Origin of the sequence: Pseudoxanthomonas fibrivorans (genome assembly GCF_041464125.1) — a bacterium.
Classification (GTDB): Bacteria; Pseudomonadota; Gammaproteobacteria; order Xanthomonadales; family Xanthomonadaceae; genus Pseudoxanthomonas.
Genome location: NZ_JBGNUG010000001.1, coordinates 2,313,906 through 2,336,346 on the forward strand (window position 1 = coordinate 2,313,906; position 22,441 = coordinate 2,336,346).

At 72.0% G+C, this 22,441-nt stretch carries 19 protein-coding genes; 9 read left to right on the forward strand and 10 right to left on the reverse strand.

Going from position 1 to position 22,441, the window contains the following annotated elements; all coding sequences use genetic code 11:
• Window positions 1–16: 16 nt before the first annotated feature.
• On the reverse strand, window positions 17–1,186 hold the full coding sequence (locus ACA089_RS10750; protein ID WP_372016649.1) for an OprO/OprP family phosphate-selective porin: 1,170 nt from the start codon (window positions 1,184–1,186) through the stop codon (window positions 17–19).
• Window positions 1,187–1,332: 146 nt separating this feature from the next.
• Here ACA089_RS10750 and ACA089_RS10755 point away from each other — a divergent pair, with 146 nt between their 5' ends.
• A complete protein-coding gene (locus ACA089_RS10755) occupies window positions 1,333–2,397 on the forward strand; it encodes a L,D-transpeptidase (protein ID WP_372016651.1) in 1,065 nt (354 codons plus the stop codon).
• Window positions 2,398–2,407: 10 nt separating this feature from the next.
• Window positions 2,408–3,682, forward strand: coding sequence for a flavohemoglobin expression-modulating QEGLA motif protein (locus tag ACA089_RS10760; RefSeq protein WP_372016653.1), 1,275 nt, complete (start codon window positions 2,408–2,410; stop codon window positions 3,680–3,682).
• 34 nt (window positions 3,683–3,716) lie between these two features.
• Here ACA089_RS10760 and ACA089_RS10765 read toward each other — a convergent pair whose 3' ends face one another.
• Genes ACA089_RS10765 through ACA089_RS10785 form a run of 5 tightly spaced genes read right to left on the reverse strand, consistent with a single transcriptional unit; the run spans window position 3,717 to window position 9,166 of the window.
• Complete coding sequence (locus ACA089_RS10765) at window positions 3,717–4,112, reverse strand: RidA family protein (RefSeq protein WP_372016655.1); 396 nt, start codon at window positions 4,110–4,112, stop codon at window positions 3,717–3,719.
• 22 nt (window positions 4,113–4,134) lie between these two features.
• Window positions 4,135–5,604, reverse strand: coding sequence for an N-acyl-D-amino-acid deacylase family protein (locus ACA089_RS10770; RefSeq protein ID WP_372016657.1), 1,470 nt, complete (start codon window positions 5,602–5,604; stop codon window positions 4,135–4,137).
• A gap of 7 nt (window positions 5,605–5,611) precedes the next feature.
• Window positions 5,612–6,478 (reverse strand): MurR/RpiR family transcriptional regulator, encoded by an 867-nt coding sequence (locus ACA089_RS10775; RefSeq protein WP_372016659.1) that lies wholly within the window; start codon window positions 6,476–6,478, stop codon window positions 5,612–5,614.
• 20 nt (window positions 6,479–6,498) lie between these two features.
• Complete coding sequence (locus ACA089_RS10780) at window positions 6,499–7,854, reverse strand: GntT/GntP/DsdX family permease (protein ID WP_372016661.1); 1,356 nt, start codon at window positions 7,852–7,854, stop codon at window positions 6,499–6,501.
• Between the two features lie 49 nt (window positions 7,855–7,903).
• On the reverse strand, window positions 7,904–9,166 hold the full coding sequence (locus tag ACA089_RS10785) for an amino acid deaminase (RefSeq protein ID WP_372016663.1): 1,263 nt from the start codon (window positions 9,164–9,166) through the stop codon (window positions 7,904–7,906).
• Between the two features lie 213 nt (window positions 9,167–9,379).
• On the opposite strand from ACA089_RS10785, the gene ACA089_RS10790 reads away from it, so the two are divergent.
• On the forward strand, window positions 9,380–11,674 hold the full coding sequence (locus ACA089_RS10790; RefSeq protein WP_372016665.1) for an NADP-dependent malic enzyme: 2,295 nt from the start codon (window positions 9,380–9,382) through the stop codon (window positions 11,672–11,674).
• Between the two features lie 442 nt (window positions 11,675–12,116).
• A complete protein-coding gene (locus tag ACA089_RS10795; RefSeq protein WP_372016667.1) occupies window positions 12,117–12,677 on the forward strand; it encodes a CPBP family glutamic-type intramembrane protease in 561 nt (186 codons plus the stop codon).
• Between the two features lie 372 nt (window positions 12,678–13,049).
• On the opposite strand, the gene rsgA is transcribed toward ACA089_RS10795, so the two are convergent.
• Window positions 13,050–14,168: a ribosome small subunit-dependent GTPase A gene (gene rsgA, locus ACA089_RS10800; RefSeq protein WP_372016669.1), complete on the reverse strand. Its 1,119-nt coding sequence runs from the start codon at window positions 14,166–14,168 to the stop codon at window positions 13,050–13,052.
• A 528-nt stretch (window positions 14,169–14,696) separates the two neighbouring features.
• Here rsgA and ACA089_RS10805 point away from each other — a divergent pair.
• From ACA089_RS10805 to ACA089_RS10815, 3 genes are read left to right on the forward strand one after another with little or no spacing between them, the layout of a single operon-like run.
• On the forward strand, window positions 14,697–15,974 hold the full coding sequence (locus ACA089_RS10805; RefSeq protein ID WP_372016671.1) for an aminotransferase class I/II-fold pyridoxal phosphate-dependent enzyme: 1,278 nt from the start codon (window positions 14,697–14,699) through the stop codon (window positions 15,972–15,974).
• Between the two features lie 15 nt (window positions 15,975–15,989).
• The gene (locus ACA089_RS10810) at window positions 15,990–16,646 is read left to right on the forward strand and encodes an SGNH/GDSL hydrolase family protein (RefSeq protein WP_372016672.1); all 657 of its coding nucleotides are present in this window, start codon (window positions 15,990–15,992) and stop codon (window positions 16,644–16,646) included.
• Between the two features lie 20 nt (window positions 16,647–16,666).
• On the forward strand, window positions 16,667–17,338 hold the full coding sequence (locus ACA089_RS10815; RefSeq protein WP_372017755.1) for a methyltransferase domain-containing protein: 672 nt from the start codon (window positions 16,667–16,669) through the stop codon (window positions 17,336–17,338).
• 426 nt (window positions 17,339–17,764) lie between these two features.
• Here the strand turns inward: ACA089_RS10815 and ACA089_RS10820 are convergent, their stop codons facing one another.
• Together ACA089_RS10820 and ACA089_RS10825 are read right to left on the reverse strand one after the other, a co-directional pair.
• A complete protein-coding gene (locus tag ACA089_RS10820) occupies window positions 17,765–18,430 on the reverse strand; it encodes a Rossmann-fold NAD(P)-binding domain-containing protein (RefSeq protein ID WP_372016674.1) in 666 nt (221 codons plus the stop codon).
• A 35-nt stretch (window positions 18,431–18,465) separates the two neighbouring features.
• The gene (locus tag ACA089_RS10825) at window positions 18,466–19,248 is read right to left on the reverse strand and encodes a polysaccharide deacetylase family protein (protein ID WP_372016676.1); all 783 of its coding nucleotides are present in this window, start codon (window positions 19,246–19,248) and stop codon (window positions 18,466–18,468) included.
• 75 nt (window positions 19,249–19,323) lie between these two features.
• Here ACA089_RS10825 and grxD point away from each other — a divergent pair, with 75 nt between their 5' ends.
• Window positions 19,324–20,250 carry a Grx4 family monothiol glutaredoxin gene (grxD, locus tag ACA089_RS10830; protein WP_372016678.1) on the forward strand — a complete coding sequence of 309 codons (927 nt, stop codon included), beginning with the start codon at window positions 19,324–19,326 and terminating at the stop codon, window positions 20,248–20,250.
• Window positions 20,251–20,310: 60 nt separating this feature from the next.
• On the opposite strand, the gene ACA089_RS10835 is transcribed toward grxD, so the two are convergent.
• The gene (locus ACA089_RS10835; RefSeq protein WP_372016680.1) at window positions 20,311–20,850 is read right to left on the reverse strand and encodes a DUF924 family protein; all 540 of its coding nucleotides are present in this window, start codon (window positions 20,848–20,850) and stop codon (window positions 20,311–20,313) included.
• Window positions 20,851–21,013: 163 nt separating this feature from the next.
• Between ACA089_RS10835 and ACA089_RS10840 the strand changes: the two genes are divergently transcribed.
• Window positions 21,014–22,441 carry an amidohydrolase gene (locus ACA089_RS10840; protein ID WP_372016682.1) on the forward strand — a complete coding sequence of 476 codons (1,428 nt, stop codon included), beginning with the start codon at window positions 21,014–21,016 and terminating at the stop codon, window positions 22,439–22,441.

Here is a 22,441-nt window from a genome sequence, read left to right on the forward strand (position 1 = left end):
CCCGCCCGCGCCGCGCTCAGAACGCCAGCTGCACCCGCGCCTCGAGGATCTCCGGCTCCAGCGTGACGCCGGCGCGTTCGCTGCGCAGCCACACGTAGTTGGCCTGCAGCTTCAGGTGCCGGCCCCAGTACCAGTTCGCGCCCAGGGTCCAGTCGCGCTGGCGGCCGCCCTGCACGCTGCCGTCGTCCAGGTCCAGGTCGGCATAGCGCAGCTGCACGTCCACCGCGCCGGCGGCGTGCTTCGGCTTGAGGTTGCCGAACGCCGCGTTGGCGTAGGGACGCACCTCGCCGGTGAGCGACCAGGAGGCGAACGCATACCAGCCGCGGCCGTCGAAGTGGCCGCCGTCGGGCGCTTCGTTGCTGCCCTTCAGCCACTCGGCCTGCAGCAGCAGCGGGCCTTCGCGCCACGCGGCCTCGAGGCCGACGCGGTCGATGTGGTCGCTGGCCAGGCGGCCGCTGTCGACCAGGCGCACGTCGGTCAGCGCGGCGTTGGGACGGGCGCGGAAGCGGGCGATGCCGTCGTCGCGGCGCTCGCGCGAGGCGCTGGCGCCGAGGTGGACCACGCGGCGCTCGCCGGACACCGGGGTGTTGACCAGGCGGCCGGCGAAGGTGGTGCCGGCGTTGTCGCCGTTGAGGTCCTCGCCGTCGTAGCCGGCCAGGGCGAAGCGCCAGCCCGGCAGGCCGGTCCAGGTCCACTCCACGCCGGTGCGGCGGCCGGCATAGAACGCGTTCTCCGCGGCCGAGCGCTCGAGGAAGATGGTGGAGCTGGTGCCGTAGCCGTAGTCCTCCCAGCCGACCAGGGTCTTCTGGTGGCCGAGGCGGACGTCGCCGGCGACCTTGGAGGTCAGCTTGACGAAGGCGTCGCCCCAGCTGCGCGCGGTGAAGTCGTAACCGGCGGTGGCCTCGAACACGCCCTTGCGCCGCGCGAACAGATAGAACTCCTGCCGGCGCCAGGCGTCGTCGTCCTCGAACACCGCGCTGCCGTCGGCGCGTTCGTCGTCGGAGAAGCGGTTGCTGTCGTACTGGAACGTGCCCTTGGCGCCGTACTCGGTGCCCCCGGCGGTGAACGAGGTGGGCAGGTCGCGCCAGTCGGCGGCGAAGGCGGCGGGCGCGGACAGCAGCGCGGCCAGGGCGAGGGCGAGGCGGCCGGCGGCGTGGCCGGTGGCGTGGCTGGGCAGGGAGGGCATGACGGGCTCTGCGAAGACGGAAGGTGGCACGAGCAGGCACGCATCGCACCGGCTTCGCCCGGGATAGCGGCCGCCCGCGGCGGCCCTGAAGCGGCCCGGGGCGGCGGACGCGGCGCTAGACTGCCCGAACGCCCGAGGAGATCCGCATGTCCTGGTCCCTGCGTCCGTGCCTGCCTGCGCTGCTGACAAGCGTGCTGCTGGCCTGCAGCGTACCGCTGCCGGCCGGCGCGGCGGTGCCGTCCTGGGGCGCGAAGGCGTCCAGTCCGGTGGGCACGCCGCCGCAGGCACTGCGCCCGGGCGAATGGATCTGGGACGGCGACGCCTCCCCGTCCGGACCGATCGCCGCGGTGGTGAGCCTGACCGAGCAGCGGGTGTACGTGTACCGCAACGGCCTGCCGATCGGCATCAGCACGGTCAGCAGCGGCAAGCCGGGCCACGAGACCCCGACCGGCGTGTTCACGATCCTGCAGAAGGACAAGGACCACCGTTCCAGCACCTACAACAACGCGCCCATGCCCTACCAGCAGCGGTTGACCTGGGACGGGGTGGCGCTGCACGCCGGCGGCCTGCCCGGCTATCCCGAGTCGCATGGCTGCGTGCACCTGCCCAGCGAGTTCGCGCGGCAGCTGTTCGACGCCACCCACCTGGGCATGACCGTGGTGGTGGCGCAGGAGGGCACCTCGGCCGATGCCCTCGCCCACCCGCCCGGGTTCATGCCGATCGACGCGGCCAGCGGCGCGGAGGACGAGCGGCCACGGCTGGCCGAGGGCGAGTCCTACCGCTGGGATCCGCCGGCGGCGGGCGGCGGGCCGCTGTCGATCCTGGTCAGTGGCGGCGATCGCCGCGTGCTGGTGTTCCAGGATGGGGTGGAGATCGGCCGCGCGCGCTTCGAGCTGCAGGAGCCGCAGCGGCCGCTGGGCACCCACGTGTTCCAGCTGCGCGAGGGCCGTGCGCCCGGTGCCAACCCGCAGCAGCCGGACACGCCGGTGCCGCTGTGGGTCGGCCTGGACGTGCCCGGGGTCGAGTCCGAGGCCGGCCAGGTGCTGACCGCCGCGCGGATGGCGCGGGTGGTGCTGCCGGCCGGCTTCGCCGGACGCGTGTATCCGCTGCTGCGGCCCGGCACCACGCTGATGGTCACCGATGCGCCGGTGCTGGAACGGCAGACCGGCCCGGTGCAGCGCGTGTTCGACGCGCTGCCGCCGGACGCCTGAGCCGGCCCGCATGGCCGCCGCGCCCGACCTCGCCCACCATGCCGCGCTCGACGAGCGCATGGTCCGGGCCGCGCGCGGGATCCGGCTGCTGGCGCTGGCCAGCTGGCCGGCGAGCGTCCAGATGGAGTTCCTCGAACGCTGGCACCGGGGCCAGGCCGCGTTGCCGGCGGTCAGCTACCTGCGCCTGGACTTCGGCGATGCCCGGCGCGAGCTGGCCGCGGTCGCGGCGGCGGCCGACCCGGACCATCCGCTCGGGCTGTACCTGATCGAATCGGCCGAGAGCTGGAACCGCGCCGCGGCGCTGCTGGAATCGCTCGGCACCGCGCAGGCCTGCGCCGAATCGGTCGCGCTGTTCGGGCGGCCGGACCAGCCGCTGCCCGGCGATGGCCCGTCCACGCGCGAGGCCGCGCGCCACTTCATCCAGATCGCCAGCGACCTGGACCACGAGCTGATCGCACCGGAAGAACAGGTGCCGGTCTCGGCCACTGCGCTGGCGCTGCAACTGCAGTCGGACCTGGACGACTTCTTCGATGGCCGGGTGATCACGGTCGAACTGGACCCGCAGCTGATCGCCAAGGCCGCCGCCGGCGCGACCCGCATCCGCCTGCGCGCCGGCGCGGCGTTCAGCGACTACGACCGCCGCCAGCTGTTCCACCACGAAGCGCTGGTGCACTCGCTGACCGCGCTCAACGGCCGCGGGCAGCCGTTGCTGCGCAGCCTGGCGCTGGCCTCGCCACGGGTCACCGCCACCCAGGAAGGCCTGGCCACGTTCGCCGAGCAGATCACCGGCAGCATCGACATCGAGCGGATGAAGCGGATCAGCATGCGCATCGAGGCGGTGGCCATGGCCCTGGAAGGCGCCGACTTCCTGCAGGTGTTCCGCTACTTCCTCGACGGCGGCCAGAACGAGGCGGAGAGCTTCGTCTCCGCCCAGCGCGTGTTCCGCGGCGTGCCGCTCACCGGCGGCAGCGCCTTCACCAAGGACGCGGTCTACCTGCGCGGGCTGATCGGCGTGCACACCTTCTTCCGCTACGCGCTGCAGCAGGACCGGCTGCGCCTGTGCCGCTGGCTGTTCGCCGGCAAGATGACCCTGCGCGACGCGGTCCGCTTCGAGCCGCTGTTCCTCGACGGCACGCTGGTGCCGCCGCGCTGGCTGCCGCCGTGGGTGCAGCGCGCCAACGGCCTGGCCGGGATGCTGGCGTTCTCGCTGTTCGCCAACCGGATCCGCATGGACCGGATCGACTACCAGCCGATGCGCGCGCCGGCGAAGCCCGCCGCGCCGTAGGCACGGCCGGCGTGTGCGCGGCTGTCGGCCGGCGTCAGCGCTCCGGACGCCTGTAGGCCACGCAGTCGACCTCGACCTTGCAGTCCACCACCATCCGCGACTCCACGCAGGCGCGTGCCGGCGGATGTTCGCCGAAGTAATGCCGGAAGACCTCGTTGAACGCGTAGAAGTCGCGCGCGTCGTCCAGCCACACCCCGCAGCGCACGACATGCTCCGGGCCGTAGCCGGCCTCGGCCAGGATCGCCATCAGGTTGCCGATCACCACGTGCGCCTGCTCGGCGACGTTGCCGGTCACCAGCACGCCGTCGCGCATCGGCACCTGCCCGGACACGTACAGCCAGCCGTCGGCCTGGACCGCGCGCGCGAACGGCATGTGCTGCCGGCCCTGGCCGACCCCGCCTTCGACGCCGTACCGCTTGATGTCGCCCATGTGTGTCTCCGTTGCCAAAGGGTCAGCCCGGCGCGAGGAAGCGGCCGTGGCGCGCGCGCGCCACCTTCGCCCCGTCCCAGGCGCGCTGGCCGTTCACCCACACCGCGTGGATGCCGGCGGCCGGGCGCGCCGGGTCGTGGTAGTCGGCCACGTCGCGCACCGTGGCCGGGTCGAACAGCACCAGGTCGGCGGCGGCGCCGACCCGGATCGCGCCGCGGTCGTGCAGGCCGAAGCGCGCCGCCGGCAGGCCGGTCATCTTGTGCACGGCGGTGTGCAGCGGGAACAGCCGCGCCTCGCGCACGTAGTGGCCGAGCACCCGCGGGAACGTGCCCCACAGGCGCGGATGCGGGCGCGGGTCGCGCGGCAGGCCGTCGGACCCGATCATGGTCAGCGGGTGCGCGAGGATCCGGCGCACGTCCATCTCGTCCATGCAGTGGTAGACCGCGCCGGCCGGCTGCAGCCGCCGCGCCGCGCCCATCAGCGTGGTATGCCAGTCCGCGGCGATGTCGGCCAGCAGGCGCCCGCCCTGGTCCGGATGCGGCCCGGACCAGGTGACCAGGATGTCGTAGGCGTCGGTGACCTGCTTGAGGTCCAGGGTCGAACTGCTGGCCGCGTACGGGTAGCAGTCGCAGGCCACGTCGTGGCCGTGCGCGCCGCGCTCCAGCGTCGCCAGGACCTCGGTGCTGCGGCCCCAGTTGTCGATGCCGGCGCACTTGAGGTGGGACACGCGCACCGGCGCGCCGCTGTGGCGGCCGACCGCGATCGCCTCGTCCAGTGCCGGCACGATCCCGGCGAACTCGTCGCGCAGGTGGCTGGCGTAGGCGTGCCGGGCGCCGTCCAGTTCCACCGACAGCGCCAGCACCTCGCTGTCCGGCGCCTGGAACGCGGAGGCGTAGGCCAGGCCGCTGCTCAGGCCGAGCGCGCCGGCGTCCAGGCTCTCGCGCAGCTGCGCGCGCATCGCCGCGATCTCGTCCGCGCCCGCGGCGCGGTCGAGGCGGTCCATGTGGTTCTGGCGCAGCGCGGTGTGCCCGACCAGCGCGGCGACGTTGACCGCGGGGCGCGCCTTCTCGACCGCGGCGCGGTAGTCGGCGAAGCGCGGGTAGGCGAACTCCCCGTCGGCGCCGAGCAGGTTCATCGGATCGGGCACCGCGCCGCTGCCGTCGCCGTGCCCGGGCCGCACCGGGCTGGCGCTGATCCCGCAGTTGCCCACCACCACCGTCGTGACGCCCTGGCTCAGCTTGGCCGGCATCGCCGGGGCGCGGATCACCTCCAGGTCGTCGTGGGTGTGCACGTCGATGAAGCCCGGCGCCAGCGCCAGCCCGGTGCCGTCGACCACGCGCGCGGCCCCGCCACCGTCGAGCGCCCCGATCGCGACGATGCGTCCGTCGCGCACCGCCACGTCGCCGGGCACGCCGGGCGTGTCGCGGCCGTCGAGCACCAGCGCGCCGCGCACCAGCAGGTCGAACGTCGCGCCGGCGGCGGAAGGGCGCACGGGCACCTCAGTCCCCCAGCGGCAGGCGTTCTTCGTCGCCCCCGCGCCAGGCATCCAGCGCCAGCTTGATCCGGCGCAGGCGTTCGCGGTTGCCGGCCGGATCGAGCAGGGCCACGGTGGTGGACAGCACGTCGATCGCCAGCAGCACCGCGTAGCGCGAAGCCGAGGGCTTGAACACGAAGTCGGTCTCCTCCAGCGACAGGGGCAGCAGCCATTGCACCTGCGCGGCGATCGGCGTGCCCGCCCGGGTGATCGCGGCCAGCCGCGCGCCATAGCCGCGGGCGATGTCCAGCACCTGGCGCAGCTCGGGGTTGAGGCCGCTGATCGACAGCGCCAGCACCATGTCCTCCGGTTCCAGCGTGGCGGCGAGCATGCGCATGGCCACCGCGTCGCTGCACGCGGCCACCGGCAGGCCCAGCCGGGTCAGGCGCTGCTGCAGTTCCTGCGAGAACACCGCCGAACCGCCGCCCATGCCGAACACGTGCACGCGCCGGGCGGTGGACAGCGCGGTGGCGACCTCGCGCACCACCTGCTCGGAGAACCCGGCCAGGTTGCGGCGCAGGACGCCTTCGATGTCGTCGCCGATCTGCGCGTGCAGCGCCGGCAGCGGCGGCGCGTCGGCCTCGTCGAGGAAGCGCCGCCCGACCGCGCCGGCCTCGGCCAGCCACGCGCGCAGTTCGCGCACGTGCGCGCAGCCGAGCGCCTTGGCGAAGCGGGACACCGCCGCCACGCTCACCCCGGCGCGGTCGGCCAGCTCGCCGACCCCGGACTGCGCCGCGGCGGGGATGTCGGCCAGGATCGCGTCCGCGATCCGCCGCTCCACCGGGCTGAAGCGGTCGCGGCGCTGGCGCAGCTGGTAGACGATGTCGTGCATGGGAGCCTCGGGAATGCGGTTCAGAGCAGGGCCGCCAGCGCGGCGGTCAGCGCCAGCGCGACGAGCGAGATCAGCGTCTCCAGCACCGTCCAGGTGCGGAACGTCTGCGCCACCGACAGGTTGAAGTACTCCTTCACCAGCCAGAAGCCGCCGTCGTTGACGTGGGAAAGGATCAGCGAGCCGGCGCCGGTGGCCAGCACCAGCAGTTCCGGGTGCGGGTAACCGGCGGCCAGCGCGATCGGCGCCACGATGCCGGCGGCGGTGCTCATCGCCACCGTCGCCGAGCCGGTCGCGATCCGCATCAGCGCGGCCACGGTCCAGCCCATCAGCAGCGGCGACAGCTCGAAGCGCTGCGACATCGCGGTGATCTCGGCGGCCACGCCGGTCTTGACCAGGATCCCGTTGAGGCCGCCGCCGGCGCCGACCAGCAGGGTGATGGCCGCGGTCGGCGCCAGGCATTCCTGCGAGAAGCGCAGGATCTGCTCGCGGTTGAAGCCGCGCATCAAGCCCAGGGTGACGAAGCTCAGCAGCGTGGCCAGCAGCAGCGCCACCACCGAGTTGCCGATGAAGCGCAGGAACCCGTTGGCCTGGGTGCCCGGCGTGGCCAGCACGTCCGCCCAGCCGCCGAGCAGCATCAGCCCGACCGGAAGCAGCAGCGTGGCCACGGTGATCCCGAAGCCCGGCAGCTGCGCGTCCGGCACCTGGCCATGGCCCTCGTCCAGCAACGCCGCTTCCATCGGGTTGTGCGCCGGCAGCGGCACGCGCGGGGCGATGAACTTCGCGAACACCGGGCCGGCCAGCGCCGCGGTCGGCAGGCCGACCAGCAGCGCGTAGAACACGGTCCGGCCGACGTCGGCCTGGTATTCCTTCACCGCCAGCATCGCGGCCGGGTGCGGCGGCACCAGGCCGTGCACCACCGACAGGCCGGCGACCATCGGCAGCCCGACCAGCAGCAGCGGCACGCCGGTGCGGCGGGCGACGTTGAACACGATCGGCACCAGCAGCACGAAGCCGACCTCGAAGAAGATCGGCAGGCCGATGCCGAACGCGACCAGCATCATCGCCCAGTGCACGTTCTTCGAGCCGAAGCGGGCGATCAGCGTGCGCGCGATCCGTTCGGCGCCGCCGGACTCGGCCATCATCTTGCCCAGCATGGTGCCGAGCGCGACGATCAGCGCGATGTGGCCCAGGGTGCGGCCAACGCCCTGCTCGTAGGCGCCGACGATCTCGCCCGCGGGCATGCCGGCCACCAGCGCCAGGCCGAGCGACACCACCGTGAGGGTGATGAACGGGTTGAGCCGGTAGCGGGCGATCAGCACGACCAGCGCGCAGATGGCCGCCGCCGCGTAGAGCAGCAGCAGGGTGCCGGGACTCATGCGGTCGCGCCCGGCTGGCGCGTGTCGGAGATGGGCATCGGCTGCGGGCTCAGAAGAAGGTGCGCACGGCGCCGGTCACCCGCCAGGCGTCGTCCACCCGCAGCAGGTGGCGCCACTTGTCGAAGGTCAGGCACGGATGGGAGATGTCGAAGCACAGCAGGTCGCCGACCTGGACGTCGTCGCCGGCCTGCAGCTCGAGGAACGCGTGCTGGTCCATCATCGCGCCCAGCCGCCAGTGCGCCGGCACCGCGCGCGGCGCGTCCTCGCCCTGGCGGTAGCGCAGCACCGGCAGCGGCAGGCCGGCGTCGAAGGCCGCGTCGCGCTTGCCCAGGCCGACGATCGCCCGCCCCGGCTCGGGCCGCGACTGCACGCAGGCCCACAGCTGCAGCGCCGGGCGCAGGCCTTCGGCCATCGAGCGCGCGACCGGGTTGGCGGCGTGGATGCGCGCGTCGGCCTCGCGATAGGCGCCGACGTCATGGGTGAGGTAGCAGCCCGGCCGCAGCAGCACGCGCACGCCCGGGTCGCTGGCGGCTTCGGCGAACTCCTCGGCGACCACGTCGTACCAGGCCGAGCCGGCGCCGGACAGCAGCACGCGCTCCTCTGCGAAGGCAGCCTCGGCGCGCAGCCCGTGCAGCGTGTCCAGCGTGCGCCGCAGCAGCGCGCGGATCGCGGCCTCCTCCTTGAGCACGCCCTCGTAGGTTTCCACGCCGACCAGCGCCAGCGACTGCGGCCAGCGCGCGACCGCCGCGGCCACCTCGTGCACCTGCGCCTCGTCGCGCACGCCGGTGCGGCCGCCGGCCACGCCGACCTCCAGCAGCAGCCGCAGCCGCTGGCCGCGGCCTGCGAAGTAGGCGCCCAGGGCCTCGGCATTGGCCGCCGAATCGACCAGGCAGCAGAACTCGAAGCCGGGATCGGCCAGCAGCCCGGCGATGATCGCCATGTTGGCGCGGTCGACCAGCTGGTTGGCCATCAGCACCCGGCGCACGCCATGCCGGTGCGCGTCGCGCACCTGCGGGGCGGTCGCCAGGGTGATGCCCCAGGCGCCGGCCTGCAGCTGCATCGCGAACAGCTCCGGGCTCATGGTGGTCTTGCCGTGCGGGGCCAGCTCGACCCCGTAGGCGTCCATGAAGCCGCGCATCCATGCCAGGTTGTGGGCCAGCGCCGAGTCGCGCAGCACCGCCACCGGCAGGCTCACCTCGCCGGCGAGGATCCGCCAGCCCAGGCCGGCCACGGCCGCGGCTTCCAGCGACTCCGGGCCCGCGCCCAGGCCCTTGCCGGCCAGCGGCGCGGGCCCTGCCTGAAAGGAATTCACGGGACCGGGCGAGTTCATGGCCGCATCGACAGGCACGGGAGAGGTGCGTCATTGGTACCACATTGCCGCGCATTAAGAAAATAATTTTCAGCGCATGAGGCGCGGATCACGGCGACGGGGGGCAGCGCGCCCGGCGGGTAGCCGCGGGCCGCCGCGGACCCCGCCCCTGACCGCCCGCGTAGAATCCCGGGCCTGCCCATCGCCGTGACGGACATGTCCGAACAAGAAGACTTCAAGCAGGCCGCCCTCGACTACCACCGCCACCCGCGCCCCGGAAAGATCAAGGTCGCCCCGACCAAGGCGATGCTCACCCAGCGCGACCTGGCGCTGGCCTATTCGCCGGGCGTGGCCTACGCCTGCGAGGCGATCGTCGAGGACCCCAGGCAGGCCAGCGAGCTGACCGCGCGCGGCAACCTGGTGGCGGTGGTCAGCAACGGCACCGCGGTGCTGGGCCTGGGCAACATCGGCCCGCTTGCTGGTAAACCAGTAATGGAAGGCAAGGGCGTGCTGTTCAAGAAGTTCGCCGGCATCGACGTGTTCGACATCGAGATCGACGAGAACGACCCGGACAAGCTGGTCGACATCATCGCCTCGCTGGAGCCGACCTTCGGCGGCATCAACCTGGAGGACATCAAGGCGCCGGAGTGCTTCATCGTCGAGCGCAAGCTGCGCGAGCGGATGAACATCCCGGTGTTCCACGATGACCAGCACGGCACCGCCATCATCGTGGGCGCCGCCGTGGTCAACGCGCTGCACGTGGTCGGCAAGAAGATCGAGGACGTGAAGCTGGCCACCACCGGCATGGGCGCGGCCGGCGTCTCCTGCGTGGACATGCTGGTGTCGCTGGGCCTGAAGAAGGAGAACATCCTGGCCTTCGACCGCGGCGGCGTGATCCACAGCGGCCGCACCGACCTGGACCCGGACAAGCAGCGCTACGCGCGCGACACCGACGCCCGTTCGCTGGAGGAGATCGTCCGCGGCGCCGACATCTTCCTCGGCCTGTCGGCCGGCGGCGTGCTCAAGGCCGAGATGGTCGCGACCATGGCCGAGCGGCCGATCATCCTGGCCCTGGCCAACCCGTACCCGGAGATCCTGCCGGAGGACGCCAAGGCCGCGCGGCCGGACGCGATCATCGCCACCGGCCGTTCGGACTACCCGAACCAGGTCAACAACGCGCTCTGCTTCCCGTACCTGTTCCGCGGCGCGCTGGATGTCGGCGCCACCGGCATCAACGAGGCGATGAAGGTCGCCTGCGTGCACGCCATCGCCGCCCTCGCCCGCCGCGAGGCCTCCGACCTGGGCAGCGCCTACGGCGACGACATCCCCTGCTTCGGCGCCGAGTACCTGATCCCGCGGCCGTTCGACCCGCGCCTGCTGGTGGAGCTGTCCTCGGCGGTGGCGCAGGCGGCGATGGACTCGGGCATTGCCGAGCGCCCGATCGCCGACATGGCCGCCTACCGCGAGAAGCTGGGCCAGTTCGTCTACCGCACCAGCCTGATGATGAAGCCGGTGTACGACCGTGCGCGCAGCGACAAGAAGCGCGTGGCCTATGCCGAGGGCGAGGAGGAGGTGATCCTGCGCGCGGTGCAGACCGTGATCGACGAAGGCGTGGCCTTCCCGATCCTGATCGGCCGCCCGGACGTGATCGAGGCGCGCATCCAGCGCCTGGGCCTGCGGATGAAGGCCGGCGTCGACTTCGAGATCACCAACCAGGACGACGACCCGCGCTTCAACGACTACTGGCAGCACTACCACGCCATCACCGAGCGCCGCGGCGTGACCGTGGCCGCGGCCAAGAACCTGATGCGCTCCCGCCCGACCCTGATCGGCTCGGTGATGGTCGCCCGCGGCGAAGCCGACGCCCTGCTCACCGGCGTGGTCGGCCGCTTCCACAAGAAGCTCGGCTACGTGCGCAGCGTGATCGGGCTGGACCCGGGCGTGCAGTCCACCGCGGCCATGACCGGCGTGATCAACAACCAGGGCGTGTGGTTCTTCCTCGACACCCACGTCCAGGACGATCCGACCGCCGAGCAGATCGCCGAAGCCACCCTGCAGGCGGCCTACCGCCTGAAGCTGTTCGGCATCGAGCCGCGCATCGCCCTGCTCTCGCACTCCAACTTCGGCAGCCACGAGACCCCCGGCGCGCTGAAGATGCGCAAGGTCCGCGAACTGCTGCTCAAGCGCCAGCCACGCCTGAACGTGGACGGCGAGATGCAGGCCGACGCGGCGCTGGACGAGCTGCTGCGGCAGAAGAACATGCCCAACGGCACCCTCAAGGGCCGCGCCAACCTGTTCGTGATGCCCAACCTGGACGCGGCCAACATCGCCTACAACCTGGTCCGGGTGATGACCGAGGGCGTGGCCATCGGCCCGATCCTGATGGGCATCAGCAAGCCGGTCCACATCCTCACCTCCAGCGCCACCCCGCGCCGGGTGCTGAACATGACCGCGATCGCGGCGGTCGATGCGCAGATCCGGGCGCAGATGGAGGGGGAGCGGAAGGGTTAAGGGAGATCGGATTTTTCTGACTCCGCAGCCCGGAGCCAACCTATTCCTGGGGCAAGTGAGTCGTGCGATAGGTGGACGGCCGGACCATTCCGGCCGTGCGGGTCAGGGTGACCCGTCACGCCAACAACCAAAGGAGTGGATGTCATGCGTCCTCTGAGTCTGAGTGATATCGAAACAGTGTCGGGTGCAGAGCTGGTCTGCACTGCAACAGTGTCGAAGGATCCGTCGCTGTCGTGCACCGGGACCGCGTCTGACTGGGTGGCTGCTGGGAAGGCAGTTTGGGATTTCTTGGCCGCAAGTCCGATTACGGTGCCAGGCATCCTTGAGCGGATCTCCTGACCAATCCGGGGAGGAGCGTCCGCGCTCCTCCTCGCCGGCGCCCTCGCCGGCTCCCCTTGCCAGCGGAAGGGGCTGGTCAACTCGTCTCGTGCTTGTCGGCGTGATGGCCACGATTGCTGCCGGCGCCATCGCCAAGGCTGGGGAGCTTCTCGGACTGGCTGGCTCCAAGCCGATCGCTGAAGTAGCCATCGCCTTGGTCCTGTTCAAGTTCTATCCGGAGCGGAACTGCGCGCCATGGTCTTTCGGGCGCATCGTCACGCTGTTGTCGCTCGGAGTGGCGCTGTCCGTCTTCTGGGTCATCGCTTTCGCATGGGGGAGAACGATCTTCCCGGACCTCGCGGCGATTAGTCCGGCTGCAATCTTTATCGGCGTCCTGAGCTCGGTTGTCACCGCCCCGATCTTCGAAGAGAAGGTGGTCAGACACCTCCTTCTGGCTGGCGTGTCCGGTTTCTTGAACCGATGGGTCTCCGCAGCTCTAGTTTCCGTCATCTTTGCCTTAGCCCATCAGGGCTCGATGGCGTGGTCATTCCTGGTCTCCATAGTGCTGTGCTGGCTGGCCCTCGCGAAAGCGGCAAGCTCATTGCAACGAGCCATCACTCACAGCACCGTCAACGCAATGATATTGCTTTGGTATTTCTCTAACGGATTTGGACTGGCTGGTTGAACGGCGAAGTTTGAACTCAGCTCACTGGCGAGGGGCATGGCGGGCGGAAACGGTCCAATCGATACCGATTAAGGCGAGATTGATCGCCCGATAACGCGTGCTTCGTGCGCGGCAATTTGCCTGATGACCCTTTCTCAATCTGAAATGCGACGGCTACCGATGACGAGGCGATATGTCCAAATCAAAAATCCTTCTGTTGAGTACGGCCTTGATGTTTGGCGCCCTGCTCGTTTTGTGGAGCTACCGGACGGATCTTCTAGAAATGGGTATGTCAGCCGCGAATAAGGATCGAGCACTCGACCGGACTTGCGCGCCCTGACCTGAGCCAGTCCGCACGTCGTACTGGGTAAGCGGGACTGTGATGGAAGAGCCCTACCGCCTCGGGTACTTCTCATCCAACCGCTTGCGCAGCGCCTTGTTCTGCACGCGCGCATCGGACTTCTGCGCCAGGCGGGTGGCGAGCCGGTCGGCGGCGCCGGCGACCTCGTCGCGCAGCTTGAGGTAGTTGGCGACCCGCGCGCCGTCCAGTTCGCCCGCCTCGATCGCCGCACGGACCGCGCAACCAGGTTCGTTCTGGTGCGCGCAGTCGTTGAAGCGGCACTGCGTGGCCAGCGCCTCGATGTCGGCGAATCCCCCATCGGCCAGCTCTTCCTCGCCGGTGGGCTTGAGCTCGCGCATGCCCGGCGTGTCGACCAGGCACGCCCCGGAGGGCAGCGCGATCAGCGCGCGGTGGGTGGTGGTGTGGCGGCCACGCGAATCGTGGCCGCGGACCTCGGCGGTCTTCATCCGCTGCTCGCCGAGCAGGCTGTTGGTCAGGGTCGACTTGCCCGCGCCGGAAGAGCCGACCAGCACCGCGGTGCGGCCCGGGCCCAGCCACGGCATCAGCGCGGACACCGCGTCGGGATCCTTGGCGTTGAGCGCGAGCACGGCCACGCCCTGGGCGCGCAGGTCGGCCAGCGCGGCGAGCGCGGCCCCGGCATCGGCGCCGTCGCGGTCGGCCTTGGTCAGCACCACCACCGGCTCCACCCCGCCGCCGCCGACCAGCAGCAGGTATCGCTCGATCCGGCGCGGGTTGAAATCGGCGTCCAGGCCGCAGACCACGAAGGCAGTATCGACGTTGGCGGCGATCACCTGCTGCTGGTAGTGCTCGCCGGCGGCGGCGCGCTTGATCGCGCTGCGCCGCGGCAGCAGCGCCAGGATCCGGCGGCCGTCGTGCAACACCCAGTCGCCGACCGCGGCGCGTTCGTGCAGCGGCACGCCGTCGGCCTTGAACACCGGGCGGCGCTGCCACTCCGGCGGTGATTCGGCGCGGAAGCCGGTGTCCGGCGCGTCGGCCAGGACGTAGCCGGTGCGGTGCTGCTCGCTTACCCGGGCCGGGCGCGCACCGGGATGGGCGGCGGCGGCGGCCTGCCAGGCCGGATCCCCGGCCGGACCCGCCCACGGCCAGCCGATGCGGCGCAGGGGGGCGTAATCGGGGTCGACGTGTTCCATGCCGCGGATTGTAGGGCGAGGCTCCGCCTCCCGCCCCCTCCTCCCGGGACCGACCCGGGCGAACACCGTGGCGGCGCCGGCGCGTAGCCGCCCGCGCCGGCCCGGCTGCGCGAGCGTGCTGCCATCCAGCCGCCGATGGACGGCAGGGTTGCCGACGGCGCTAGATACACGCCGCGAGGCGTTCGCCGCCGATGGGTGGAGGTCGACGTGCCCGACGAGCGCGCGGCGTCGCCGGCCGGCGCCCCGGCGCCTGCACGTCCGATGCGCGCCGCCGGCCTCGACCGCCTTGCCTTCGACCGCCTTGCCCCGACCGCCCTTGCCGTGACCGTCTTCGCCGTGACTGCACACATGCATGCCAGCACCCGGACGCGGCGCCCCCATGCCGGGACCTGGTCATGGGGGGCCCGGACGACGATTTCGACTGAAATCGAAACCCCGGTCACGCCCCCGGCCAGCCTTTTGCGGACAGGCACTTGCGCGGTTTATTTCCGCTAACATGCCAGCCACCCCACCCGACCGCTTGCCGCCATGTCGTCCACCGAGAAACCGCTCAGCGTCCGCGAGCGCCTGTCAGAAGTCCGCTACGAGATCCGCGGAGAACTGAACCGGCGAGCCCACGCGCTCGAGGCGGAAGGGCGCACGCTGATCAAGCTCAACATCGGCAATCCCGGCGCGTTCGGCTTCCGCGCCCCGGCGCACCTGCAGCGCGCCATCATCGACGACATCGACCACACCGATCCGTACACCCACCAGCTCGGCCTGCCGGCCGCGCGCGAGGCGCTGGCCGCGGCCTACCGCGCCCGCAACGCGCCGCACGTATCGGCCGACCGGGTGTTCGTCGGCAACGGCGTGTCCGAGCTGATCGACATGACCCTGCGCGCCCTGCTCAACCCGGGCGACGAGGTGCTGGTGCCGTCGCCGGACTACCCGCTGTGGTCGGCGGCGACCATCCTCAACGACGGCCGCCCGGTGTACTACCGCTGCGCGCCGGAGAACGGCTTCATGCCCGATCCGGTCGAGGTCGAGGGCCTGGTCTCCTCGCGCACCCGCGCGATCGTGCTGATCAACCCGAACAACCCGACCGGCGCGGTCTATCCGAAGGATCTGCTCGAGCGCCTGGTCGCGATCGCCCAGCGCCACAACCTGCTGCTGCTGGTCGACGAGATCTACGACCAGGTGCTGTACGACGGCGCCGCGTTCGAACCGCTGGCGCCGATCGCCGGCGACCACCCCTGCATCACCTTCAGCGGCCTGAGCAAGGTCCACCGCGCCTGCGGCTGGCGCGTGGGCTGGGCGGTACTGACCGGCGCGCACGCGCGCACCGTCGACTACCGCAACGCCATCGACCTGCTGTCCGGCCTGCGCCTGTGCGCGAACGTGGCCGGCCAGTACGCGATCGCCGCGGCGGTCAACGGTCCGGACACGATCAGCGAGCTGTGCGCGCCGGGCGGCCGGCTGTACGAGACCCGCCGCGCGGTGATCGACGCCTGCGCCGCCAGCGAGCACCTGCAGCTGGTCGAGCCCAAGGGCGCGCTGTACGCCTTCCCCTCGGTGGTCGGCCCGGCCGCGCGCGGCTTCGACGACCACACCTTCGCGCTGGAACTGCTCGAGACCGAGGACGTGCTGATCGTCCCCGGCTCCAGTTTCAACGTGCCCTACCGCGACCACTTCCGCGTGACCCTGCTGCCGCAGGCCGAGGTGATGCGCGAGGTGTTCGCGCGCATCGACCGCGCCCTGGAACGCCGGGCCGAGGCCGCGACCAAGGTCGTGCCGCTGAAGGCCAAGGCGCGCAATGCCGCGGCCTGACGGCGGGCGGTGGCGATGACGGCGGCGGACGGGGCGCCCCCCCAGGCGCCCGCCTACCTCGCGCTCGGCGACTCTTACACCATCGGCGAAGGGGTCGAGCCGGCCGGGCGCTGGCCCGTGCAGCTGGCGGCCGCGCTGCGCGGGCACGGCATCGTGCTGGCCGATCCGCGGATCATCGCGACCACCGGCTGGACCACCGACGAGCTGGAGGCCGGCATCGCCGCGGCGCACGCACAGTCGCCGGTTGCCGGCGACCACGCGCTGGTCAGCCTGCTCGTCGGCGTGAACAACCAGTACCGCGGCCGCCCGCTGGACGAGTTCCGCGCCCAGTTCGCGGCGCTGCTGCAGCGCGCGATCGGCTACGCCGCCGGCCAGCCCGGTCGCGTGCTCGTGCTGGCGATCCCGGACTGGGGCGTGACCCCGTTCGCCGTCGCCCAGTCGCGCGATCCGGCCCTGGTGGCGGCGCAGATCGACGCGTTCAACGCGGTGTGCCGGGAGGAGGCCATGCGCGCGGGCGCGCACTGGATCGACATCGCGCCGGCCAGCCGCGAGCGCGGCGCCGAGGCGGCGATGCTGGTCGACGACGGCCTGCATCCGTCGGCTGCGATGTACGCGCTGTGGACTGCGCTGGCGCTGCCCGCGGCGCGCGCGGCGCTGGGCGGCGGCCGATGACCGGTACCGCGCTGCCGCCGCTGTCGGCCGAACGCGCGCGGCGCATCGCCCGCGCGTTCCTGCCCGACTGGCCGCTGGGCAACCGCTACCACTACTACTACGCGCGGGCCAAGCTGCGCAGCGATCCGCTCTACCCGGGCGTGTGCGCGGCCCTGCGTGGCACGCGCGCGCCGCTGCTGGACCTGGGCTGCGGGCTGGGCCTGCTCGCCCATGCGCTGCACGAGGAAGGCATCGCCGTGCGCTACTTCGGCGTGGACCACGACGCGCGCAAGATCGTCGACGCGCGCCGCGCCGCGGCACGCCGTGGCCTGGCCGACGCCGGGTTCGAAACCCAGGACCTGTCGCGCACGCTGCCACCGCACCGCGGCAGCGTGGCGATGCTGGACGTGCTGCAGTTCTTCACGCCCGAACGCCAGCAGGCGCTGGTCGACGGGATGGTCGCGATGCTCGAGCCGGGCGCGCGGCTGGTGATCCGCACCGGCCTGGACGACGGCAGCCGGCGCGCGCGGATCACCCGCGGCACCGACCGCCTGTCGCACCTGCTGGGCTGGATGAAATCCGCGCCGCGGCACTATCCGGACGCCGACCGTCTGCGCGCGTGCTTCGATGCGGCCGGCCTGCGCAGCACGTTCTCGCCGCTGCGCGGCGACACGCCCTTCAACAACTGGCTGATCGTCGCCGCGCGCGACTGAGGACGACCGGTGTTCGACCGTCGCGCGCGGGTGGAAGGCGCGCCGCCAGGCGCGACGTGATGCGCCCGCGTCCGAACGTGGCGGCGTGCTGGCATGGGACGACGCCCGCGCAGGCGCGACGCTTCCCTCCGGGGAGCGGCAGGCCATCGGTCGGGCGGCGGAGCAGCGCGTGGCGATCCAGACCGATGACACCGGGCCGTGGGCCGCGGGCGTCTGGTGGCGGCTGGAAGGCGCGGAGGCGGGCATCGCGTATCCGCAGGGCGCGGCCGGCGACCGGGATCTGCCGGACGAGCTGTCGCGCCGCTTCCCCCGGCTTCAGCCACGAGTCGGTCATGGGCGCCATGGCCTGCACCGGCAACGCGCGCTGCCTCTGCCGGGAGCTGCAGCCGGCTGCCTGACGGCAGGCCGACCCATCACCCGCTTCGCTCAGCCGGCCAGTGCAGCCGACTCGACCACGTGGTGGCCGGGCACCGCCCGGAGCGCCGCCTCCACCAGGGCCGACGCGATCAGCGCCGCCGGGTTGATCCGCCAGCCACGTGGCAGCACCGGGGCCAATGCACGCAGGACCACGGTGGCGGCGGCCTCGCCGCTGCGGTGCTCGTCGCGTTCGCCGCCGATCAGGCCGGGCCGCACGAAGGTGAGCGAAGGGAAGCCCAAGGTCCCCAGGTCATGTTCCAGTTCGCCCTTGACCCGGCTGTAGAACACGCGCGAGTGCGGATCGGCGCCCTTGGCCGAGTTCAGTGCGTAGGCCCGGGCGCCATGGCGCCGCGCCAGTGCCCCGACCTGGAGCGGGTAGTCATGGTCCACCCGCCGGAACGCTTCGCGGCTGCCGGCGGTGCGGATCGTCGTGCCGAGGGTGCAGATGACCGCGTCCACCTTCCACCACGGCGCGTCCTCCGGCAGCGCGTCGTAGTCCACCCGCACGTCCATCAGCCGGGGATGCGGGTCCAGCGGCCGGCGCGACGGCGCAACCACGCGCGCCACGCGCGGGTCGGCCAGCAGCAGGGCGAGCACCTGGCGTCCGACCAGGCCGGTGGCGCCGGCAAGCAGCACCGAGGCGCCGGAGGGGACTGCCGGATCGATGGCGTTCATGCGCGCACCTTAGCGGAGACGCGGCCGGCACGCCCTTACTGCGGCGGCTCCAGCGTGCCGAACCCGCGCTCCTCCAGCAGGCACAGCGCGGCCTCGACGATCTCCACGCTGCGGCCATGCGCGGCCCCCTCGTGCAGCAGGACGATGGCGCCGGGCCGCAGGTCGCGGCCGATCCGCTGCAGCACCCGCACCGGATCGCCGTCGACCGCGTCGTAGCCGCGGGCGCTCCACGCGACCCGGGCCAGGCCATGGGTGCGCAGCGGCGCGGCGACGAAGGGATTGGTGTGGCCGGCCACCGAGCGGAACCACCGCGGCGGCGGGATGGGCGGTGCGGACAGGATCGCCTGGGTGAGGCCGATCTCCGCGGCCATGGCGCGCGGCCCCAGCGCCCAGAAACGCGCCGAGGGATGGGTCCGGGTGTGGTTGCCGATGCCGTGGCCACGGCGGCGGATCTCGGCGACCACCTCCGGCCGCTGCCGGGCGCGCTCGCCGACGACGAAGAACGTCGCGGACGCGCCATGCCGGTCCAGCGCATCGAGGATCGCGGCCGTGTCCGCGGAGGGGCCGTCGTCGATGGTCAGCCACACCGCGCGTTCGGAGGTGCGCAGCCGGGTCAGCACGGGGGCATACAGGGTGGCCGACGGGACGAACACCGGCACGATGAACAGCGCGTGCGACAGCAGCAGTGCCGGCAGGCCCCAGCGCCAGCCCAGCCACCACCACAGCATCGCGACCGCCAGCTGCGACAGCACCAGCCAGCCCAGCCAGGCGTGCGGATGGCGCGGGATGCGATGGGTCGGCATTACCGGGGCGCTCATCGCCGCATGATGCCACGGGGGTAGAATGGCGGGCCCGGATTCCCCGGCTTGTCCCCCACTGTCGCGAGCTCCCACATGTCCCTCGATCCCGCCCTGCGTTCGCGCATCGAATCGCTGCTCCAGGCCAACCGCGTCGTGCTGTTCATGAAGGGCCAGCCCGGCATGCCGCAGTGCGGCTTCTCGGCCAAGGCCACCGGCGTGCTGGAGGACCTGGGCGTGGACTACGCGCACGTCAACGTGCTGGCCGACCAGGAGATCCGCGAGGGCATCAAGGCGTTCGGCAACTGGCCGACCATCCCGCAGCTGTACATCGACGGCGAGCTGGTCGGCGGCAGCGACATCATCGAGCAGCTGGCCGCCAGCGGCGAACTGTCGCAGCTGCTGGGCCTGCCGGCGCCGGACCGCACCCCGCCGCAGGTCACCGTGACCGCCGCGGCGGCCGAGAAGCTGGCGGGCGCCTTGGCCGATGCCGGCAACGCCGCGCTGTCGCTGTCGATCGACGCGCGCTTCCAGCCGCGCTTCCAGATCGCCCCGCGCAGCGACAACGCGATCGCGGTGGAAACCGCCGGCCTGCGCATCCAGTTCGACCCGGCCAGCGCGCGCCGCGCCAACGGCATCACCATCGACTGGGTCGACGACTTCCGCGGCCAGGGCCTGGCGATCGACAACCCGAACGCGCCCAAGCCGGTCCAGGCGATCACCCCGGCCGAGGCCGACCGCCAGGTGCGCGCCGGCGAACTGGTGCTGGTCGACGTGCGCCCGGCCGACGAGCGTGCGATCGCCGCCGTCGCCGTGGCCCACCGGACCTTCGACGGCGAAGGCCGCGTGGACCTGGAAGCGCTGCCGAAGGACACCCGGCTGGCGTTCCTGTGCCACCGCGGCGGCCGCAGCGGCCAGGCCGCCGAGGAATTCCGCGGCAAGGGCTTCACCCAGGTCTTCAACGTCGAGGGCGGCATCGACCGCTGGACCGACGAGGTGGACGGCAGCGTGCCGAAGTACTGAACCACGCCACGGCGGGGAACGCAGGAACGGAGCCGCCAGGCTCCGTTTCCGTTTGCGGCCTCAGAAGCCGCCGCCCGCGTCCAGCCACGCCTGCTCGTCGGGCGTGCTCGGCCGCCCCAGCGCGAGGTTGCGGTGCGGGAAGCGGCCGAAGCGGGCGATCACGTCGCGGTGCGCGACCGCGTAGCGGCTGTAGAGCTCGTGCCCGAGCGCGGCGAACAGGGCGACCGCGCGCTCCTGGTCGGCCAGGTCCTCCGAATGCTCGAACGGCAGGTAGAAGAAGCCGCGCAGCGCCGGCTCGAAGCCCGCATCCAGGCCGGCGGCCAGGGCACGGTCGGCGTAATGCCGGGCCAGCCCGTCGGTGGCGAAGGCGTGGCCGCTGCCACGGAAGACGTTCCTGGGGATCTGGTCGAGCAGCACCAGCAGCGCCAGCGCGCCGTCCGCGGTGTCCAGCCAGTCCTCCAGTCCGCGGCGCGCCGCGAGCAGGTGCGCGTCCAGGAAGCGCGCCTCGCACTGGCGGTCGAACGCCTCGCCGCCGTTGAACCAGGCCTGCATGCCGGCTTCGCGCCAGAACCGCACCACGTCGTCCGCCGTCGTCGCCATGCCGTGCCTCCTCCAGGATCGGCGTACAGCATCGCGCATCATGGGTGGCGGTTGCGCATCGGCCGATCCGTGACCGCGTTCCTGCCCGCTCAACCATCGGCACATTGCGTGGCACCGGCCGCCCGTTTAGGGTCGGGGGTCAGGGTTCATTCCGGGGACAACCATGCGCCACCTCCTGCTCGCCGCCGCGGGCGTCGTCGCCTGCGGCCTCGCGCCGGCCGCGACCGCGGCCTCGCGCTTCACCGACGATCCGTATCCCAGCACCTACGCGCCGCTGCCGTCCGAACCGGTGCTGCTGCGCAACGCCACCGTGCTCACCGGCACCGGCCAGCGCCTGGACGGCGCCGACGTGCTCATGCGCGACGGCAGGATCGTCCAGGTCGGCACCGGCCTGCAGGCCGACGGCGCGCGCGTGGTCGACGCCACCGGCAAGTGGGTCACCCCGGGCATCATCGACGTGCATTCGCACCTGGGCGTATACCCGAGCCCGGGGGTCAAGGCGCACAGCGACGGCAACGAGATGACCGCGCCGGTCACCGCCAACGTCTGGGCCGAGCATTCGGTGTGGCCGCAGGATCCGGGCTTCGCCACCGCGCTGGCCGGCGGCATCACCACCCTGCAGGTGCTGCCCGGCTCGGCCAACCTGGTCGGTGGCCGCGGCGTGACCCTGCGCAACGTGCCGGCCACCACCTACCAGGCGATGAAGTTCCCCGGTGCGCCGTGGGGCCTGAAGATGGCCTGCGGCGAGAACCCCAAGCGCGTCTACGGCGGCAAGGGCACCGCGCCGTCGACCCGGATGGGCAACGTCGCCGGATACCGCGCCGCCTTCATCGACGCCAGCGAATACCTGCGCAAGAACGGCGGCGGCAAGGCGCAGGAGAAGCCCAAGCGCCGCTGGTGGCAGTCCTCCGAGGGCGGCAACGACAGCTCGGGCGACGCCGGCGGCAAGCGCGACCTCAAGCTGGACACGCTGGCCGGCGCGATCAACGGCGACATCCTGGTGCACATCCACTGCTACCGCGCCGACGAGATGACCACGATGATCGACCTGGCCAAGGAGTTCGGCTTCAGGATCGCCGCGTTCCACCATGGTGTGGAGGCGTACAAGATCGCCGACCGGCTCGCCCAGGAGAACATCTGCGGCGCGCTGTGGGCCGACTGGTGGGGCTTCAAGATGGAAGCCTTCGACGGCATCCAGGAGAACATCGCGCTGGTCGACCGGCCCAGGAACAGCTGCGCGATCGTGCACTCGGATTCGGAGGAAGGCATCCAGCGGCTCAACCAGGAGGCGGCCAAGGTCATGGCCAACGCGCGCCGGGCCGGGATGGACATCCCGCCGGAACGGGCGATCGGCTGGGTGACCTCCAACGCCGCGCGCGCCCTCGGCGTGGCCGACCGCACCGGCAGCCTGGAGGCCGGCAAGCTGGCCGACGTGGTGGTGTGGAACCGCGATCCCTTCAGTTCCTACGCGCAGGCCGAGCAGGTCTACATCGACGGTGCGCGCGTGTACGACCGCCACGACCCGTCGCGGCAGCCGCGTTCGGACTTCATGCTCGGGCAGCCGGGCGCCGCCCCGGGAGGTGCGCTGTGA

Coding starts and splice junctions, on each gene's coding strand:
- ACA089_RS10750 (WP_372016649.1), bottom strand. CDS start 1,186: ATGCCCTCCCTGCCCAGCCACGCCACCGGCCACGCCGCCGGCCGCCTC.
- ACA089_RS10755 (WP_372016651.1), top strand. CDS start 1,333: ATGTCCTGGTCCCTGCGTCCGTGCCTGCCTGCGCTGCTGACAAGCGTG.
- ACA089_RS10760 (WP_372016653.1), top strand. CDS start 2,408: ATGGCCGCCGCGCCCGACCTCGCCCACCATGCCGCGCTCGACGAGCGC.
- ACA089_RS10765 (WP_372016655.1), bottom strand. CDS start 4,112: ATGGGCGACATCAAGCGGTACGGCGTCGAAGGCGGGGTCGGCCAGGGC.
- ACA089_RS10775 (WP_372016659.1), bottom strand. CDS start 6,478: ATGCACGACATCGTCTACCAGCTGCGCCAGCGCCGCGACCGCTTCAGC.
- ACA089_RS10780 (WP_372016661.1), bottom strand. CDS start 7,854: ATGAGTCCCGGCACCCTGCTGCTGCTCTACGCGGCGGCGGCCATCTGC.
- ACA089_RS10790 (WP_372016665.1), top strand. CDS start 9,380: ATGTCCGAACAAGAAGACTTCAAGCAGGCCGCCCTCGACTACCACCGC.
- ACA089_RS10795 (WP_372016667.1), top strand. CDS start 12,117: ATGGCCACGATTGCTGCCGGCGCCATCGCCAAGGCTGGGGAGCTTCTC.
- rsgA (WP_372016669.1), bottom strand. CDS start 14,168: ATGGAACACGTCGACCCCGATTACGCCCCCCTGCGCCGCATCGGCTGG.
- ACA089_RS10805 (WP_372016671.1), top strand. CDS start 14,697: ATGTCGTCCACCGAGAAACCGCTCAGCGTCCGCGAGCGCCTGTCAGAA.
- ACA089_RS10810 (WP_372016672.1), top strand. CDS start 15,990: ATGACGGCGGCGGACGGGGCGCCCCCCCAGGCGCCCGCCTACCTCGCG.
- ACA089_RS10820 (WP_372016674.1), bottom strand. CDS start 18,430: ATGAACGCCATCGATCCGGCAGTCCCCTCCGGCGCCTCGGTGCTGCTT.
- ACA089_RS10825 (WP_372016676.1), bottom strand. CDS start 19,248: ATGAGCGCCCCGGTAATGCCGACCCATCGCATCCCGCGCCATCCGCAC.
- grxD (WP_372016678.1), top strand. CDS start 19,324: ATGTCCCTCGATCCCGCCCTGCGTTCGCGCATCGAATCGCTGCTCCAG.
- ACA089_RS10835 (WP_372016680.1), bottom strand. CDS start 20,850: ATGGCGACGACGGCGGACGACGTGGTGCGGTTCTGGCGCGAAGCCGGC.
- ACA089_RS10840 (WP_372016682.1), top strand. CDS start 21,014: ATGCGCCACCTCCTGCTCGCCGCCGCGGGCGTCGTCGCCTGCGGCCTC.